The organism is Microcoleus sp. EPA2, from assembly GCA_020882975.1.
Lineage (GTDB): Bacteria > Cyanobacteriota > Cyanobacteriia > Cyanobacteriales > Microcoleaceae > Microcoleus.
In genome coordinates, this window is record JAHRFD010000019.1 from 98,617 (window position 1) to 115,895 (window position 17,279).

At 44.2% G+C, this 17,279-nt stretch carries 18 protein-coding genes; 4 read left to right on the top strand and 14 right to left on the bottom strand.

Features of this window, described 5'->3' with window-relative positions; genetic code table 11:
- Nucleotides 1–125 precede the first annotated feature (125 nt).
- Both hppD and AAFP14_RS17355 read right to left on the bottom strand, forming a co-directional pair.
- Nucleotides 126–1,187: a 4-hydroxyphenylpyruvate dioxygenase gene (gene hppD / locus AAFP14_RS17350; RefSeq protein WP_341733486.1), complete on the bottom strand. Its 1,062-nt coding sequence runs from the start codon at nt 1,185–1,187 to the stop codon at nt 126–128.
- A 289-nt stretch (nt 1,188–1,476) separates the two neighbouring features.
- A complete protein-coding gene (locus AAFP14_RS17355) occupies nt 1,477–2,184 on the bottom strand; it encodes an SDR family oxidoreductase (RefSeq protein ID WP_341733487.1) in 708 nt (235 codons plus the stop codon).
- Between the two features lie 31 nt (nt 2,185–2,215).
- Between AAFP14_RS17355 and AAFP14_RS17360 the strand changes: the two genes are divergently transcribed.
- Nucleotides 2,216–2,353: a hypothetical protein gene (locus AAFP14_RS17360; RefSeq protein WP_341733488.1), complete on the top strand. Its 138-nt coding sequence runs from the start codon at nt 2,216–2,218 to the stop codon at nt 2,351–2,353.
- Nucleotides 2,354–2,388: 35 nt separating this feature from the next.
- Here the strand turns inward: AAFP14_RS17360 and AAFP14_RS17365 are convergent, their stop codons facing one another.
- The 8 genes from AAFP14_RS17365 to AAFP14_RS17400 all read right to left on the bottom strand — a co-directional run bounded on the left by AAFP14_RS17365 (nt 2,389) and on the right by AAFP14_RS17400 (nt 10,974).
- A complete protein-coding gene (locus AAFP14_RS17365) occupies nt 2,389–3,795 on the bottom strand; it encodes a PIN domain-containing protein (RefSeq protein ID WP_341733489.1) in 1,407 nt (468 codons plus the stop codon).
- A gap of 184 nt (nt 3,796–3,979) precedes the next feature.
- Nucleotides 3,980–5,251: an APC family permease gene (locus AAFP14_RS17370; RefSeq protein WP_341733490.1), complete on the bottom strand. Its 1,272-nt coding sequence runs from the start codon at nt 5,249–5,251 to the stop codon at nt 3,980–3,982.
- 94 nt (nt 5,252–5,345) lie between these two features.
- Entirely contained in the window at nt 5,346–6,197 is an 852-nt protein-coding gene (pstB, locus tag AAFP14_RS17375; protein ID WP_472851063.1) for a phosphate ABC transporter ATP-binding protein PstB, read from the bottom strand.
- Between the two features lie 104 nt (nt 6,198–6,301).
- Entirely contained in the window at nt 6,302–7,282 is a 981-nt protein-coding gene (gene pstA / locus AAFP14_RS17380; protein ID WP_341733491.1) for a phosphate ABC transporter permease PstA, read from the bottom strand.
- A gap of 2 nt (nt 7,283–7,284) precedes the next feature.
- Nucleotides 7,285–8,286, bottom strand: coding sequence for a phosphate ABC transporter permease subunit PstC (gene pstC, locus AAFP14_RS17385; protein ID WP_341733492.1), 1,002 nt, complete (start codon nt 8,284–8,286; stop codon nt 7,285–7,287).
- A gap of 155 nt (nt 8,287–8,441) precedes the next feature.
- Complete coding sequence (gene pstS / locus AAFP14_RS17390; RefSeq protein WP_341733493.1) at nt 8,442–9,470, bottom strand: phosphate ABC transporter substrate-binding protein PstS; 1,029 nt, start codon at nt 9,468–9,470, stop codon at nt 8,442–8,444.
- A gap of 130 nt (nt 9,471–9,600) precedes the next feature.
- On the bottom strand, nt 9,601–9,771 hold the full coding sequence (locus AAFP14_RS17395; RefSeq protein WP_341733494.1) for a hypothetical protein: 171 nt from the start codon (nt 9,769–9,771) through the stop codon (nt 9,601–9,603).
- Nucleotides 9,772–9,804: 33 nt separating this feature from the next.
- The gene (locus AAFP14_RS17400; protein ID WP_472851064.1) at nt 9,805–10,974 is read right to left on the bottom strand and encodes an IS1/IS1595 family N-terminal zinc-binding domain-containing protein; all 1,170 of its coding nucleotides are present in this window, start codon (nt 10,972–10,974) and stop codon (nt 9,805–9,807) included.
- A gap of 187 nt (nt 10,975–11,161) precedes the next feature.
- Between AAFP14_RS17400 and AAFP14_RS17410 the strand changes: the two genes are divergently transcribed.
- Nucleotides 11,162–12,670, top strand: coding sequence for a UbiD family decarboxylase (locus AAFP14_RS17410; RefSeq protein ID WP_341733495.1), 1,509 nt, complete (start codon nt 11,162–11,164; stop codon nt 12,668–12,670).
- 160 nt (nt 12,671–12,830) lie between these two features.
- Here AAFP14_RS17410 and AAFP14_RS17415 read toward each other — a convergent pair whose 3' ends face one another.
- The 3 genes from AAFP14_RS17415 to AAFP14_RS17425 all read right to left on the bottom strand — a co-directional run bounded on the left by AAFP14_RS17415 (nt 12,831) and on the right by AAFP14_RS17425 (nt 15,329).
- Nucleotides 12,831–13,985, bottom strand: a complete 1,155-nt coding sequence (locus tag AAFP14_RS17415; RefSeq protein WP_341733496.1) for a serine/threonine-protein kinase — start codon at nt 13,983–13,985, stop codon at nt 12,831–12,833.
- A gap of 529 nt (nt 13,986–14,514) precedes the next feature.
- Nucleotides 14,515–14,727 carry a helix-turn-helix domain-containing protein gene (locus tag AAFP14_RS17420; RefSeq protein WP_194063647.1) on the bottom strand — a complete coding sequence of 71 codons (213 nt, stop codon included), beginning with the start codon at nt 14,725–14,727 and terminating at the stop codon, nt 14,515–14,517.
- A gap of 389 nt (nt 14,728–15,116) precedes the next feature.
- Nucleotides 15,117–15,329, bottom strand: a complete 213-nt coding sequence (locus AAFP14_RS17425; protein ID WP_341733497.1) for a helix-turn-helix domain-containing protein — start codon at nt 15,327–15,329, stop codon at nt 15,117–15,119.
- A gap of 124 nt (nt 15,330–15,453) precedes the next feature.
- On the opposite strand from AAFP14_RS17425, the gene AAFP14_RS17430 reads away from it, so the two are divergent.
- Together AAFP14_RS17430 and AAFP14_RS17435 are read left to right on the top strand one after the other, a co-directional pair.
- On the top strand, nt 15,454–15,696 hold the full coding sequence (locus tag AAFP14_RS17430; protein ID WP_341733498.1) for a hypothetical protein: 243 nt from the start codon (nt 15,454–15,456) through the stop codon (nt 15,694–15,696).
- 313 nt (nt 15,697–16,009) lie between these two features.
- Nucleotides 16,010–16,798: a DUF4058 family protein gene (locus AAFP14_RS17435; protein WP_341733499.1), complete on the top strand. Its 789-nt coding sequence runs from the start codon at nt 16,010–16,012 to the stop codon at nt 16,796–16,798.
- Nucleotides 16,799–16,892: 94 nt separating this feature from the next.
- Here the strand turns inward: AAFP14_RS17435 and AAFP14_RS26710 are convergent.
- On the bottom strand, nt 16,893–17,279 hold a 387-nt coding region (locus AAFP14_RS26710; RefSeq protein WP_472851065.1), incomplete at its 5' end, for a zinc ribbon domain-containing protein.

A 17,279-nucleotide genomic window follows, 5' to 3' on the forward strand; every position in this document is an offset into this window, starting at 1 on the left:
TCAATAGCAACTATTGCTTTAGCCGCTGGTTCCTGTAGCAGTGAAACCGCCCAGCCTTGGGGGGTGGAGAGTTTCCTCCTGGTTGCTCCTAATCCATAGCATTGTTGCATCCAGGACTACCTTGATTAATCATAGCTCAAACTTCCTCGCTTCATTTGTTCCCGTTCTATGGCCTCAAACAAAGCCCGAAAATTTCCCGCCCCAAAACCTCCCGCTTGCACTTTTAGATCGTTAACTAAGGCAATTCGGCGTTCGATTATCTCAAAAAAGAATGTAGGTTCAGCAAAAATTGGCTGCGTAAAAATTTGCAACAGCAGGGCTGCGGGAGTCTCTTCCGGCCAATCTACTAAAACTTGAGCACTTACAATTTCTTGCCAATCTTTTGGTACATAGTTTTGCTGTTGTTGTAATTCTTTATAATAAGTCCAGGGAACCGGCAGAAAAGGTAAACCGCGCGATCGCAAATCAGCAACAACTCCTACAATGCGATCGGTTTGCAAAGCCATATGTTGAATGCCCGGTCCTTGATTTGCATCCAAAAACTCTTGAATTTGAGAATTAGGTGATGCCGATTCATTAATAGGCAATTGCACTCGACCTTCAGCATGAACCATGACTCGACTGCGTAAAGCCGATTTGTCAGTCTGAATATCAAAATTTTGCTTAGTCTGAAAACCTAGGACTCTTTGATACCAATTAACAGCAGTAGACAAATCCCCGGTTGCCACATTTAAAACTACGTGGTCAATATTAGTAAATAGTGGGATTTCGGCAGAATTAATGGATAGTGAACTATCACCACTTCCCTCAATCAAGGTGTGGCTTAAGTCTCCCCAACCAGCAATTTTTGCCCGCTTAAAACTGCCTCCTGCATTTATACCTTTTTGAATCGGTTCCAGTAGTGTAGCACCTTCAGCGATCGCTCTAGCTATGGCAAATTCAATATTTTTTACCCGGAATCCCACATCGGCAATACCAGGAGGATGTAATTTCAACCAACTAGCGACAGGGCTAGAGGATGTCAATGGGGAAGATAAAACAAAACAGATATTGCCACTTGCGATCGCTTCACTATGAGTGTGGCTATTGGCATAACTTGCTGTGGCTTGAAAGCCTAATTTGCTCACAAACCAGTCCCGCGATTTTGCGGCATCTTCAGTATAGAATTGAATGCGATCGAACTCCATAATCAATAATTGAAAATGGCTAGGGGGAAATTAACAAACTGTTTAGTCATTTTTATGTTTAATAAGGTTAATTGACTTAACAATAGCCTATAAACAGGAGCTCTGGTGTCTGCCTGAAGACTGAATCATGAAGATTGTAGATTTGGGATAGGGGATTGTGGATCGAAAGGGGAAATCGAAATATATCTTCAATTATATGATAAATTTAAAATTTATCACCCCAGGTTCATCAGTCGTAACAATCTCAAATCTACAATCTCAAATCTACCATGGGTATGCTGCTTAAATTCTAGAAAAACAAATGACTTTCAGGCTGAATGTTAATTTCCATTGGGACTGCTTGTGGGTCCGCAGAAAGAGCAAACATAATGGCATTGGCAGCAGTTTCTGTAGTCAACATTTTTGACCTATCTACCTTCAAACTCACACTATCCCAAAAGGGAGAATCCACCCCACCAAAATAGAATAGCGTAAACTTGATACCATAGCGACGCAATTCATCGGCCATGCACTTACTGAAACCAACTACCCCAAACTTGGAAGCACAATAAGCTGTTCCCATCGCCATCGAATGCTTACCCAAAATGCCGATGACATTACAAATGTGACCTGATTTGTGGTCTTTCATCACATTAGCTGCTGCTTGAGATGTGTAAAAACTGCCTTTCAAATTCAAGTCAAGCATCGCATCTAAATCAGCGGGTTCTAACTTGTTCCACTGCTTGAGGATACCCGCACCAGCCGCATTTATCAATACATCAATTTGTCCGAAATGCTCTACAGTTTTCTGCATCAGAGTTTGGACTTGTGACAACTGAGTAATATCTGTAGGTACTGTTAGTACCTTGGTGGTGGGGAATTCGGCGGCTATTGCGTCTAAACGACTGCTGTCTCTGGCTGCAAGCACTAGGATTGCACCTGCATCTGCCAGTTTGTGGGCTACCGCTGAACCAATCCCACCAGTAGCGCCCACAACAACCACAACTTTATTCTGCATATCCCTTTACATTTCTTTACATCGTGTTTGTATGATAACTCAAGTTATGAAAATTGGGCGAAGCGGCATGGGGAATGGGGAATGGGGAATGGGGAATTGGGAATGGGGAATGGGGAATGGGGAATTGGGAATGGGGAATTGGGAATTGGGAATAACGAATAACCAATAACTAATAACTAATAACCAATAACCAATAACCAATAACTATTTCAGAGAAACTTGCCAGCCTTTATCTACTTTTTGGATTTGGAGAGAAGTGCAAGATTGCAAAAATTTAGGGAATTTTCTACTGAGATTGAATTCCTTAATTATTTGAGTAATTTGTTTACCATATTGTCGGTGAAATTCGCTACCTACATTTGAGAGAAATACAGAATTAGCTGGAGAGTTTCTGGTGAGGTCTTTCACGATTTGGACAATGGCTGTTTCCAAGTCTTCAAGAGAATTAATACTTGCCAAACTAGCTGGGACTGCCATGCTGTTAGGTGAACTTTCTTTGTTGATTATTGGTGGTTTTGGTGACTGTTTTACCTCAAACAAAGTTACATAGGCTTGAGAATTTTCTGAGGGTTGGTGAACCACAAATTCCGTGGGATATTTAATAAATATATCTCTGGTTTTAGTACCTAGGAGATGAGTTGCTACAACTTGATTGAGGGCTGAACCGTAATTTTCTTTAAATAAAACTGAAATCCTGGAAAGTTTTACCCACTGAGCTGATGTGCGTTGTTGTTCTGTTTTGATTAATTCTTTTAGATTGAGAATTAATTTTTCGATGGGGTCAGGTTCGTTTACAGATACAAGGGAATGGGTTTCAGTTTGTCCTGTTTTGCTATTTAAAACTATGATTTTATCTACTTGTTTGCGGACTTGAAAAACTGTTAATCCGTGAGCTTGGAGAGTATTGCTGAGGTGGGTCAATGCGCGATCGGACGAACAGACCAAAATCTCCTTGGCTGTGGGATAATGGACAAAAATAGATGCTCCAACGGTAGCCATTTTTAAATCGGCACTGTCTTTTCCGGGGGGAACATGAATAAGTTGATAGCCGCGTTGGTGAAATTCAGCATCTTTTTTACCCATGCTGCGCCAATTGGCAAAGGCAACTTTAATTTGGATGGGATACTGGCAAATTCCCTCTAGGAATTTTTCGGTTTCGAGATTGAGTTGCAAGTTTTCGACATCTAGCAGCAGGATGGCTATGCCGACGCCAAATGAGAGTGTTGGAACAGTGGGAGTTGGAGATTTCGATGGGGCTGAGTTATTGGATTTAGCTGGTGCTATGGGGGCTTCGGCAAGTTGCTGAATTTTGGCGATTAATTTGGTGAATTGAGCCGAATTAATGAATTCAGGAATCAAGAGGATTTGGAGGTATTTTTTGGCAGTTAGCAGGATTGAATCTACATCTTTTGCTAATCTGAAACTTTTGGTAAATTTGAAAATCAAAATTGACTGAAAATCAGGTTTGGCCCACTGGGTTTTCCTGTATTTTTCAGCTATCCATTCGGGGTGCTTGGATTGAATGGAAACTAGAGTTTGAGCTAGATAGCGACTGATGGCGCTGAATGCGGCAGATTCTTGAGTCGCCAGCAAGGGGTTATGAGCGGGCATAGCTCTCCACAATGCAGGATGGTTTCTAAATCTATCTTGACACTCTCAGGTCTAAAGACACGCTCGATTGGTGACTCCAGCAGCAGGCTTGCTCAGAGAGGATTGGAAAGCTCAGACTAGAGGTCGATGCTCACGCCTGTGTTGCTTGGATAAACGTCCAAAGGTTCTAGTATGCCCTATAATTCTAGTTTTTCGCCAGTAGTCGGACGATCGCGCGCCATATCAAACCAACAATAATTAAGGTTAACCCAATCAGCCAAATTTGCCTCTGGACCCAAAAAGCCAGAAACAAACAGGAAGCTAAACCTACTATAGCGAGCCATTGGGGGTAAAGTCTGTGGGTGGGGGAAAGTTGCAGGGCGGCGAGGTTGGTGATAGCGTAGTAGATCAAAATGCTAAAAGCGCTAAATGACCAAGTGGTTTGGACATCGCCGATGAGGATTAAAAGCGCGATCGCCACTTCCACGACCACCACAGCTACATAGGGAGTTGTCCCAGAGGGGTTGAGACGCGCCAAGACTCTCGGCATATCCCGACGTCGCCCCATCGCCAGCAACACCCGCGACAGCCCTAAAATTAAGTTCAGCAGCACTCCCAGCATGGCGGTAATAGCCCCAACAGCTAGCAGTTGAGAAACTCCCGGAATTCGGAAACTGCGGGCGATGACTTCCAAAGGTGCAGCAGTGGTGGCTGTTTGCAGGGACAATTGAGCGGGACCACCCACGCCAACAAAGACTATTGCTACCGCCATGTAAAGGAGCATTGTCAGCACCAAAGTGAAAATTATGGCTTTGGGAATGGTTTGCTTCGGTTCCCGCACTTCCTCACTCATGGTGGTGATGCGCGCGTAACCGCTATAGGCCACAAACATCAGGGCGGTGGCGTGGAGGATGGATGCGATCGAACTATCATTCTGTACAGTCGGCATTTCCGAGCTTAGCTCTGGTAAACCAGCCATGACGAACACTGTCAGAGACACCAGTGTAACTGAGACTATGACAGTATTGGTAATATGCGATCGCCTTATACCAGTTAATACCACCAGAGTGAGGGTGGCGAGGGCGACTAAGGCTGTTAAGATGAGATAAGTGCGATCGGCTACACCAATTAGATTTAAAAAATACCCCGCAAAACCCAAAGCAGCAGTAGCCGCCGAAGCCATTTTAGCTAACAAAAACATCCATCCCGCCGTAAAACCCAGCCAAGGATTCAGATATTTGTAACCATATTCATAAGTACCGCCACTAACAGGATGACTTGCAGCTAATTGAGCACTGTTGAGGCCATTGCAAACAGCAACTAAAGCAGCAATAGCCACAGCCAAAATCACTCCAGGCCCTGCAATTTGTGCAGCCATCCCGATACTCACAAATACTCCCGTACCGACAATGGAGCCGAGCCCCATCAGAGTCGCACCGAAAACACCTAATTCTCGCTTTAGTAATTGTGAAGACATAATTATAGCCAGGAAAATGCCCGCTCCACCCAAATATTTGTCCCTGGTGGAACAGGCAAAATGCCTGTTATCAAATAAGTTCTAGATGCCAGTATCAACCAAAACGACCTTGAATATAATCCCTGGTACTGGGATTGCTTGCCGAAGTAAAAATCCGACTTGTCGGCCCAAATTCAATCATGCGGCCGATGCGACTTTCATCAGTATTAAAAAATGCCGTGTAATCAGAAACACGAGCAGCCTGCTGCATATTGTGAGTCACAATCACCACAGTTAACTGTTGCCGCAGAGTCTGAAATAGCTCCTCAATCTTCATTGTAGAAATCGGGTCCAAAGCCGAACAAGGTTCATCCATCAGCAAAATTTTTGGTTTCACAGCTAGAGCACGAGCAATGCAAAGTCGCTGCTGCTGTCCACCAGAAATCCCCTGAGCCGATTTCTTCAAATTATCTTTGACCTCATCCCAAAGCGCGGCGCTTTTCAGTGCAGATTCTACAATTTCATCTAATTCTGCTTTACTTTTTTTGCCAAATATTCTCACTCCATAAGCAATATTATCATAGATACTTAGTGGAAAAGGATTTGGTCTTTGAAACACCATCCCAATTTGGCGACGCAGACTATTAATATTCACTTTAGGACTGTAAATATCCTGTCCAAAAAACTCAACCCTTCCTTTGATGATTACTTTTCCTTCCAATTCCCCAATCCGGTTAAGAGCCTTCAGAAAAGTTGATTTACCACAACCAGAAGGTCCAATAATAGCCGTGACTTGTGGGTGAGGAATATTCATCGACAAATTTTCCAGAACTTTGTGAGTTCCGTAGTAAAAACTCAAGTCCTGAACCCGCAAGGCTGGCATTGCCTTGGGGTCAATTTCCTGGGCGGTATCTGCCGAAAAATTATGGGTATTTTTTCCAGTTGTCAAGTTACTTTCAAGTGTCATTATTTTCAGTTATGTAGGGTTAATAGTAAACTTTGAGATGTAGATAACTATCTCGCTAATTGTTGGCTGACTGTTCCCGAAGGGAGACCTATAATTAATGAGAATTATCTATTTTGCAAGCGTTTGCGTGTCACCGCACGAGAGGCAACGCTAGCAATCAAAACCATGCCTAAAAGCACAGAAGCCGCCGTCCAAGCCAATTCATTCTGTTCCTTGTAAGGAGAACTGGCATAACTGTATATTAATACTGACATAGAAGGAGTTGGAGTCAGAAGCGTCCCCGGAATTTCTTGGATTTTCGAGAGAGTTTCTGCACCAAGGGGAGACTGAGTTATTTCTCCCAATTTCTCAATCAAAGGAGGCCAAAACTGGCTGGACAAAGCAGTAACGATGAGTGGTGCGGTTTCGCCGGCGGCGCGGGAAGCGGCGAGCAAAACGCCTGTGGTAATCGTCGGGAGTGCCGAGGGAATGATAATCCGAAAGATAGTTTGAAAACGTCCGGCTCCCAAACCTCCTGAAGCGAGCCGATAAGAAGTAGGGACTAATTTTAATGCTTGTTCTGTTGTCAAGGCGACAACGGGAAGCATAATAATACCCAGAGCGATACCGCCAGCTAATCCTGAAAATACTTTGGTTGTAACGACAATTAAAGCGTAAGTAAAGACTCCCACAACAATGGAAGGAACGCTGCTGAGAATGACGGTGATAAAGCGAATGGCATTTGCCATCCCTTTATTTTCTCTGCCAAATTCTGACAAAAATATTCCGGTCATTACCCCGATTGGGACACTAAATAAGGTTGCAATTCCTACCATTAAAGCCGTGCCCAGAATCGCATTGGCAAATCCGTTGGGCTGGTCTTCAACTCCTACTGGTGCTGGCAGGGAAACTAAAACGTCCCAGCTTAAATGTGTTAATCCTTCCCCCAGGATTTTGTATAAAATAGCGAACAAAGGCAGCAGAGCTAAGGCTGTGAGACCAAAGGCAATAACAGTCATTCCTCGGCTAAAAAAGTTTCTACCTAGGGACAGGGGATTGTAAATTTCTGCATCCAGAATAGTTGGTGTTTTTTGTGCTTGATTCATGTTTAGTTTTTCGCTCCCTTGACACCGATTAGCTGAACCAACAATACTGCGACTGCGTTCACCAATAGGGTGATGACAAATAGAATTAGCGCTAAATACATTAAAGAACCGACGTGCAGAGGTTCTTGAGCTTCCCGAAATTGGCTGGCTAAAACAGCGGGGATTGAGTAACCAGGAGCTAGAATAGATTGGTTGATTTGAATCGAGTTGCCAATTACCATGGTGACTGCCATGGTTTCGCCTAAAGCGCGTCCCAAGGCCAAGATGGTTGCCCCGATAATTCCTGAACTAGCTGCTGGTAATAACAACTTAAATATTGTTTCCCAACGGGTGGCACCTAGGGACATGGAAGCACTGCGCAAGTCTACGGGAACTGACATCAAAACATCGCGACTAATGGCGGCTACTGTTGGTAAAATCATGATGGATAACAGTATTCCAGCGGGCAACATTCCTGGACCAAAGGGTTCGCTGCTAAACAGGGGGAACCAACTGAAATTGTTAAATAGCGACTGTTGTAAAGGTAGGAGAAAGGGAATGAGAACAAAAATTCCCCAAAGTCCAACTATGACGCTGGGAATGGCTGAGATTAATTCCACCATGAATCCCAAGGGCGATCGCACCCAAACGGGCAAAAAGTTTTCGCTGGTAACTATAGCCACGGAAAGTCCAAGAGGAATTGCGATAATAATGGCGATCGCAGAACTAATCACAGTCCCGTAAATAAAGGGCAAAGCTCCAAATTGTAACTCCCCAATATCCCACTTAGGATTCCAGAGGAATGAGATGCCAAACTTGCTAATCGCAGGCCAAGCATCTTTAAAAATTACCGCGCTCATCCCGAACAACGTAGCTGCTGTCGCTAGAGCAAAAGCCCATACAAATATGGTAAATCCTGACTCCACCCACAAACCTTCACCTGAAGTATCAGTCAAGTCTACTTCTGTAGTGTTTGTGATTTGCTGATTAGTCAATTTTTTCGGTTCCTTAGCAAAATTGGTCATACCCTAGTTGTTACTGAGTAAACAGTGAAATATGTGGTTGATGGAAGAGTAATTATAGTAGATGTAGTAGGGTGCGCTGCTGCGCACCTTACCCCTGACAATTTATAAGTTGGGAGTTAGATATTTAACTCCTAACTGAGTTGTAGCGCCCTCTCTTAACCTTTAGCAAGTACAGTCTGATTTACTGTTTGAATTACCTTTTGAGCTGTCGGCGAAGGAATTCTAGTAAATTCTAGCTGTTTGTTGATACCTTGGCCTGTAGTCATCACCCAATTAACCATCTTTTTAATAGCATCGGCTTTCGCAGCAGGATACTCTTTGTAGATTAACAACCAAGTTAAACCAACAATCGGATAACCGTCGTTGGGATTCCCTTCTACTAAACGGAAGTCGGCGGGGAATATTTCCCCTGCTAAAGCTTTTTCGGCTTCTGCCAAGTTAGCATCTACAAAACGACCAGCTTTATTTTGAATAAATGCTGTTTGGAGCTTGTTTTGTCTGGCATAGGTATCTTGAACATAACCGATCGCACCGGCTGTTTGTTTCACTAAACCTGCGACACCTGGGTTTCCTTGACCGCTGAGGGGGCTTCCGGGCCAGCTAGGTTGAGCGGCGGCTTTGATGGTACTGCCGATCGCCTGTAAGTGATTAGCAAAAATAAAGGTTGTACCGCTGCTATCTGCCCGTACAACTACTCGAATCGGAGTATTTGGCAAATTTTTAGCTTGTCCAGAAATTCCAGCGATTTTAGGATCGTTCCAGCGGGTAATCTTCCCTTCAAAGATGCCTTTCATCGCATCGGCGCTCAATCTAACATTGTTTACTCCTGGCAAATTGTAAACAACCGCAACAGCTCCACCAGCGGTAGGAACAGCAATGACACCCCGTTTTACTTGAGCGATTTGCGCGGCCGTCATCAGCGCATCGCTACCTGCGAAGTCAACAGTACCTGAAATTAATGCTTTGATGCCAGCACCACTGCCAGTCCCTTCGTAGTTTACAGTAATTTGATTAGCACTTCTCATCTGCGAGAAATAGCGATCGTAAAGAGGTTTGGGAAAAGTAGCTCCCGAACCATTTAGTGTGACGGCTGCTACAGCAGAAGTAATTAACGAGAGCGAAAATGCGGCTGCTGCTAGCGTAACTATAAAGGCACGTCGCCAACGTCCTGTGAAAAAAAACATACTCCTCCTCCTTAAATAACAGACTTTGGGGAATCCCCTCCATAGGATAGACCGAAACATACGAGTCAGACCTGGAGAAAGGATAAGCTTGTTTTAAATTTTGGTTAAATTTGAATTAAATTTTTGACAATTAGCTGTTGGGAGAGTTAATAAAAAAAATTTCACCATTGATACCATAGGCACCAGCCTCGGATTCTTGAAGAAATTGGGGCTTGACTCCGATCGCTGGTAAATCGCTTAAACCCTTGCCCGCAATGGCATCTATCCATTTTTTAATTCCCTGTTCAACTATGGCATCCACACCTCAACATCTGCTATTAAAGATGGGAACAACTTAGGCAAGTGCGATCGCCACTTGATGTTTTTGACCGCTGGATTTCACTTGAAAAACTGTAGATCTCGACTGCAAATATTTTAGCAAGCTGGAATTTTTACCCAAAAAACTTTTCACAACTAAATCGGCATTAGATTTATATTTATCCAAAAAATCTTTCTGAATTCTTACCAGACTCACCGTATCCTCGTGCAACTCATTTTTGGCACATTCAATAATTTCTAAAATTTTAATTTGAAAAACATCCAGAGAATCAATAGTAGAGGAATTGACAACAGAAACGATTTCTATATCCGGTTTTTGGGCAACATTTTGATCGACAACAACCGTCGCCAAAGGCGCTTCAGACATGGCAGAAACTCCCGGTTCTACTGACTCAGAAACTGTTACTCCATGAGAACTTACAGAATTAAAAGCAATAGTATGGCGCTCTTTAAAAAACTGAGCTACCATCGAAAAGCGAGCTATACGCTCCTCAATAGATTTATGCTCAGCCTGTAATAACTCTGCAACTTGATGAGCCAATTCCTCAAAACTAGGAATTTCCATTTCCCGATCGCAGGAATAGTGACGAGTATCACCACTCCGACAATTGTCTATAGACAAAACAGAATTTTGTCGCCGCACCCGAAACACAGTCAACCCCTGATTTTGCAACTGATTGCAAAGATGATTTAACAAACCATCCGAAGAACAAACAAAAACTTCTCGCACATCGCGATATCGATATAAAATAGCAGCACCAAAGGCAATCATTTTACCATCAGCACTATTAGCACCGCCCGGAACATGAATCAGCTCATAACCACGGTCATAAAGCTCAGCATCCAACTTCCCCGTACTCAGATTTTTCCAGTTAGAAAAAGCAACTTTAACTTGCAGAGGATAGACGCACAAACTCGCTAAGAATAGTTCTGTATGAACGTTAAGTTTCAGATTTTCTGCATCTAACAGCAAAATCGCAATCCCGCAGGACTTTGTGGTGGTTGCAGGGGCGATTTCCTGGGGGATAGCTGCGCTTAATTCACTTTCCGTGAATTGGCGACTTAAAGACTGTGGCCCTAGGGGCTCAAAGAATTGTTTGCCGCAAGCCTTGCACAGATACCGCTGGCGACCCTTGGGACGGCCGTTTTTACGGAGTTGGTCAGATTCGCATATGGGACATTTCATTTAACCATTATTACAGCCTACTCCCAAACCGAACAAGGCATTAGCTACCTTCTTTTTATCTTCCTACCCTGCGGGAACGGCTTCGCCGAACGCGCCCTTAGCGTCTTCGCGGTTCGTTAAACACATATCCCTTGACCCGTTCAGAAGCCCCATAATAGTAAAAGAAACTTAACAATTATTAAAAAAAATGGCTAGAGACTTGCGAGGATTCCTCAAACTACTCGAAGAACGGGGACAACTGCGCCGGATTAGCGCTTTAGTCGATTCCGACTTAGAAATTGCCGAAATTTCCAACCAAATGCTGCAAAAAGGCGGCCCAGGCTTGCTATTTGAAAACGTCAAAGGCGCAGAATTCCCGGTGGCGATTAACCTATTAGGTACGGAAGAACGGGTTTGCTGGGCGCTGAACATGGAAAAGCCGATCGAACTTGAAGAACTCGGCAAAAAATTAGGTATGCTACAACAGCCCAAACCCCCAAAAAAGATTTCCCAAGCCATAGAATTTGGCAAAGTGCTGTTTGACGTAGTGAAAGCCAAACCGGGGCGCGACTTCTTCCCGGCTTGTCAGCAAGTGGTAATTGAGGGAGAAGGGCTCGATTTGAACAAAATCCCGATGATTCGCCCCTATCCGGGAGACGCGGGCAAAATTATCACTTTGGGTTTGGTAATTACCAAAGATTGCGAAACCGGTACGCCGAATGTGGGGGTTTATCGCTTACAGTTGCAGTCAAAAAATACCATGACTGTACACTGGTTATCTGTCCGAGGCGGCGCGCGCCACTTGCGGAAAGCGGCGCAAGCTGGTAAGAAATTGGAAGTTGCGATCGCCCTAGGTGTCGATCCACTAATCATCCTGGCCGCAGCAACTCCCATTCCTGTAGACTTATCCGAATGGTTATTTGCCGGACTTTATGGCGGTTCCGGCGTGCAATTGGCCAAGTGCAAAACCGTAGATTTGGAAGTACCTGCTGACTCGGAAATCGTGTTAGAAGGAACGATTACCCCCGGTGAAGTTCTGCCCGACGGGCCCTTTGGCGATCACATGGGTTATTACGGCGGTGTGGAAGATTCGCCGCTGGTACGGTTCAATTGCATGACGCACCGCAAAGATCCGATTTATTTAACGACATTTAGCGGCCGCCCCCCGAAAGAAGAGGCTATGATGGCGATCGCCCTAAATCGCATTTATACCCCTATTTTGCGGCAGCAAGTATCGGAAATTGTCGATTTCTTCCTACCGATGGAAGCGCTGAGTTATAAAGCGGCAATTATTTCGATCGATAAAGCCTATCCCGGTCAAGCGCGCAGGGCTGCTTTAGCATTTTGGAGTGCATTGCCGCAGTTTACTTACACCAAGTTTGTGATTGTTGTCGATAAAAGTATCAACATTCGCGATCCGCGTCAAGTAGTCTGGGCAATTAGTTCTAAAGTTGACCCGGTTCGAGATGTATTTATCTTGCCGAATACGCCGTTTGACACGTTAGATTTTGCCAGTGAAAAGCTTGGTTTGGGAGGCAGAATGGGGATTGATGCGACTACGAAAATGCCGCCGGAAACCGAGCACGAATGGGGTAAACCTTTGGAATCCGATCCTGATATGACGGCGATGGTTCAGCGGCGTTGGGCCGAGTACGGTTTGGCCGATCTAAATTTGGGAGAAGTCGATCCTAATTTGTTTGGTTATGAGATGAGGTAAGGACTTAGACCTTGACCATTGTTGTCAACTTAACTTAAACCTTGAGTATCTCTTGTTTGTATCAAAGTCTAGATCCCCCCTAACCCCCCTTAATAAGGGGGGGACAAGAGTTATTCAAAGTCCCCCTTATTAAGGGGGATTTAGGGGGATCGAGACTCAACTACAAGTGACATTTATTCTGGATTTTGATAAACTGAGAGTAATGTTTTTTGCCGGGAGGCAAGTTTATTATGTCTCTTGCCAAAGATTTAGAGTACACAGAAGAACTATCAGAAGTCTGGAAACATTTGATTAATCTCGTGTTTAATACCCTTGATTCTTCGGTAGGGGCGGGTTTTACAAATAATATTTGAGACCAACCAACAATCTGTATAAACCCGCCCCCACCCAACCAATAACCCCGATTAACTTGATTGGCGACCCAAAAAATGCAGATTTGCGCTCCGGCCAGGGCTTTGCTCCCGGAAGGATTCGTCGATAAAGATAAAAGTGCTTGCAAAGCTTCCCCTGCATTCTGATAACGCTGACTGAAATGGTCGCGCACCATTTTATCTAAAACATCCGCAAATCTAGAGTCAACTCTTGGCACTAATTGCCGCCAAATTACTTCCCCGGTTCTCGGATCTTCCTGCAATTGGTGCGGGGGAATTCCTGTTAATGCTTGAATCCCAATCATCCCCACAGCATAGACATCGCTGCACAATTTTGGTTTTCCTTTAGCTTGTTCGCTGGGTGCATATCCGGGTGTGCCTATAGCAATTGTTGTTGTGACATTTCCATTAACATTCACAATTAATTGATTGATTTCCCTAACTGCACCAAAGTCAATCAAGACTATTTTACCATCTTGGCGACGGCGCATTAAATTAGCTGGTTTAATATCTCGATGAATAACGGCATTTGGTTGGTGTTCGTGAGGAACTGTTAAAACTTCTAAGATGTTTTTTAATAAGGTAATAACGTAGGATTCGCTTAACTTTTTGCCGGGAACAATCTCTGTGCTTAAATTATGTCCATCTATGAATTCTTGAACTAGATAGAATTCGCCATTTTCTTCAATGTGAGCAAACAAAGTCGGAATTTGCGGGCATTGATTTCCTAAATTGTACAAAACTTGTGCTTCGGTATCGAACAACTTTCTGGCTAGCTGCAAAACAACGGGACGATTGTCTTTCGGTTTCAGGTGTTTGACGACGCAGTGGGGTGTTCCGGGTAAGTCTAAATCTTTGGCTAGGTAGGTGTCGCCAAAGCCACCACCAGCCAAGAATTTGATTATTTGGTAGTGGTTGCGGAGGATTGTACCTGGGGGAATCATCGGTTTTAGGTGGATGGGTGGAGATTAAGCTTATTTTGACACAATCCTTGTTTTAGTTTGTAGTTGCGCTGTCTTAGTCGCCCGGTTCGCAGTTGCGCTGTCTTCGCTGGGGGCAATCTTTTTCACTTTATATGGCGGCACAGATTCCCATTATTTAATGATATGTCAAGTCTGCATAAAAATCAAGTATTCGATCGCCCGTTAATACCAATTTCATGAAGTAGCGTGACATAGCTAACCCCCCCCAACCCCCCCTTGCTAAGGGGGGGCTTTGAACTGCATTTCTAGCAAATATTTATGAAAACAGATATCTGGCATTTGCTACCAGATTCCGGCAGGGATTTAAATCCCTGCCTCATAGCAAAAGTCCTCTCAAAGAGGACTGAAGATAAGGATTGAAAAAAGGATTGAAATAGAGATTAATCGATCGCCTTTTCAGTCGTCTTTAGACGACTTGAACTCTCTCGGCGGGGGTTTAAACCCCCGACGGACTGTTGCAACAAGCGCAAAAACCAAATCACAAATCAGTTTACCGTTCCAAAACCTCAACCAAGTCTTCCACCATCACATCGAAGACTTCAGCAAGTTTCTGCAAAGCCGTATAGTCCACCGTTGCCATTTTGGGAGCTTGGGCATATTTTTTAACCGTGCTGTAGGGAATTCCCGTTCTGTCAGAGACTTCTTTCAGCGTCCAACCCTTCTCCTCAGCTAGTTCTCGAACTCGCAACCGAATTAAACCCATCTTCCCGCTGATAAATCAGTTTAATATTCCAATATCTCAACTAAATCTTCGATCGCAATATCGAACGCACGAGCCATTTTATTCAGAGCCGTATAGTCTACAGTTGCCAGTTTATACCAATTTAATATGAGGCTGCATATATTTCGATCCCCCTCGCATCCCCACCCCCCCTAGGGCGTGTTTTCAAACCCAAAGATCCCCCCCAGCCCCCAGGGCTGTTTCATTCTTTGTAGGGGCAATCCCACGCCCGGTTGCCCCAATGCCTGAAATGAATGAAAATGGTCTGTGGGGGGGTAGGCACGCACCATCCACTACCCCTACAAAGCCCTCGTTTTTTGGAGAATGAAACCGCCCTGGAATTAACCCCATCTTCCCGCTGACAAATTAGTTCAATGTTCCAAAACCTCAACCAAATCTTCGATCATCAAATCGAAGACAGCAGCAAGTTTCTGCAAAGCCGTGTAGTCCACTGTTGCCAGTTTAGGAGCTTGTGCATAATTTTTGACTGTGCTGTAGGGAATGCCCGTTCTCTCGGAAACTTCTTTCAGCGTCCAACCCTTTTCCTCAGCTAGTTCTCGAACTCGCAACCTAATTAACCCCATTTATGCTTGACATAAGCTACGTGTTTGGCTTTTAATAGTTAAATACAGCGATCGCCCTTGATTTCTGAGGTCGCAGGGCGATCGCTTTTCATTCACTACCCACAAAAGTGGGAAGGATTTTCCTATGATACCAAAACAACCGACATATCGCGATCGAGTTCAACCGTGGCATCTAATTCGGCATCTCCCCAAGTGTCAGCGGTTAACAGTCGCCCGTTTCGCCCGTCGCCGCGATGCCGAATCTTACCTCAATGCGCTGCGCCGCTTAAGGCCCGCAGTCCCGCATACAATTGTGTTCGTAAATGCGGTGTCTGTGTTAGATGAAAACAGCGTGCTAATTCCGATGCAATTGGCGATCGAAGTTTAATAGCGATCGGACTGAGATCTTGCATTTGTTGCCATATTCCGGCAGGGGTTTAAACCCCTGCCTCATAGCGAAAGTCCTCTCAAAGAGGACTGAAGAAAGGACTGAAGAAAGGACTGAAGAAAGGATTGAATTAGAGATTAATCGATCGCCTTTTCAGTCGTCTTTAGACGACTTTAGCTATGAGGCGGGGGTTTAAACCCCCGACGGACTGTGGCAATAAGTGCAAAATGTGCGATCGATTAATCTCTTACAGCATTCGTGCCAAAAAAATATTGCTAAACTGTAAATAGACTTAAGTTAAGGAGTCAAATCAATGCCATCTCCCTTTCCCGGTATGGACCCGTATTTAGAGCATCCCGAACTCTGGCCTGCCCTACATCACTGGCTAATTATTGAAATTGCCAGATTATTATCTCCGCAACTACGTCCTAAGTATTTAGTGTCTGTAGAAGTGAGAATGTATGAAATGGCTGACGATAATTTATCAATTGGCATTCCTGATGTAAACGTAATTCAACCAAAAACCAAAACCGAATTAATCACATCAAACGTAGCCGTTGCAGCGCCACCGACACAACCCTTAACAGTAAATATTCCCATGCCCTACCAGGTTCGGGAAGGCTATTTAGAAATTAGAGAAAGGGGAAGCCAAGAATTAATCACCCTTATTGAAATTCTATCGCCTACTAATAAACGAACAGGTAAAGGGCGACAAATGTACGAAGAAAAGCGAGAAGAAATTTTATCCAGTCGCACTCATTTAATAGAAATAGATTTATTGCGGCGCGGTCAAAAAATGCCAATTGTTGGCAATAACGTGGAAAGTCACTATAGCGTTTTGGTGTGTCGGGGAAATCGCCGTCCCAAAGCTGATTTGTACGCTTTTAACGTGCAGAACCAGATGCCAGCTTTTCCTCTACCATTGCGATCGGGCGATACTGAACCTATCATAAACTTGCAGGAATTATTCAATCAAATTTACGACATCGCAAGTTATGACCTGAAAATAGATTATCGCAACTGGGAAGTCATACCACCGCTGTCAGAGGCGGATACAATTTGGGCAAATGCTTGGTTGCGCGATCGCAACTTGCGCGCATAATTCAAATTACTAGCAAAATGCAAACTCAACCACTCCTGACTTGAGTTTATCTTGAAATACTCACCGGGCTAAAGCCACGGTGATTCTTGACGCTTCACAGGGTTCTGCTACCTTTCATAGTCTTACAATCCCTCTGCGCCCGTTTAGAGTCGTGGCGATTCCCCATCCCGACTTTTTCTATATTCTTGGCTGCGTTCTCATCTCGATCTTGCTCAGTACCGCAGTTTAAACAAAGCACTGAGCGGATAGATAATATCAAATCCGTTAGCATCGGAATTATTAAACTCTCTCTTCTCTTCCTTCGCGTCCTTCGCGCCTTCGCGGTTAAATCATTCCGATACAACCGGAATTGGTATAAATCGATCTTCCCCCATTTAAAACCACAGCCTGAACAGACCTGGCTAGTAGGCTCCCATCGACTGATAACCTTGAATTCTCTACCAAATTTTTCAGATTTAGCCTCGCACAAAGTTCGGAATTC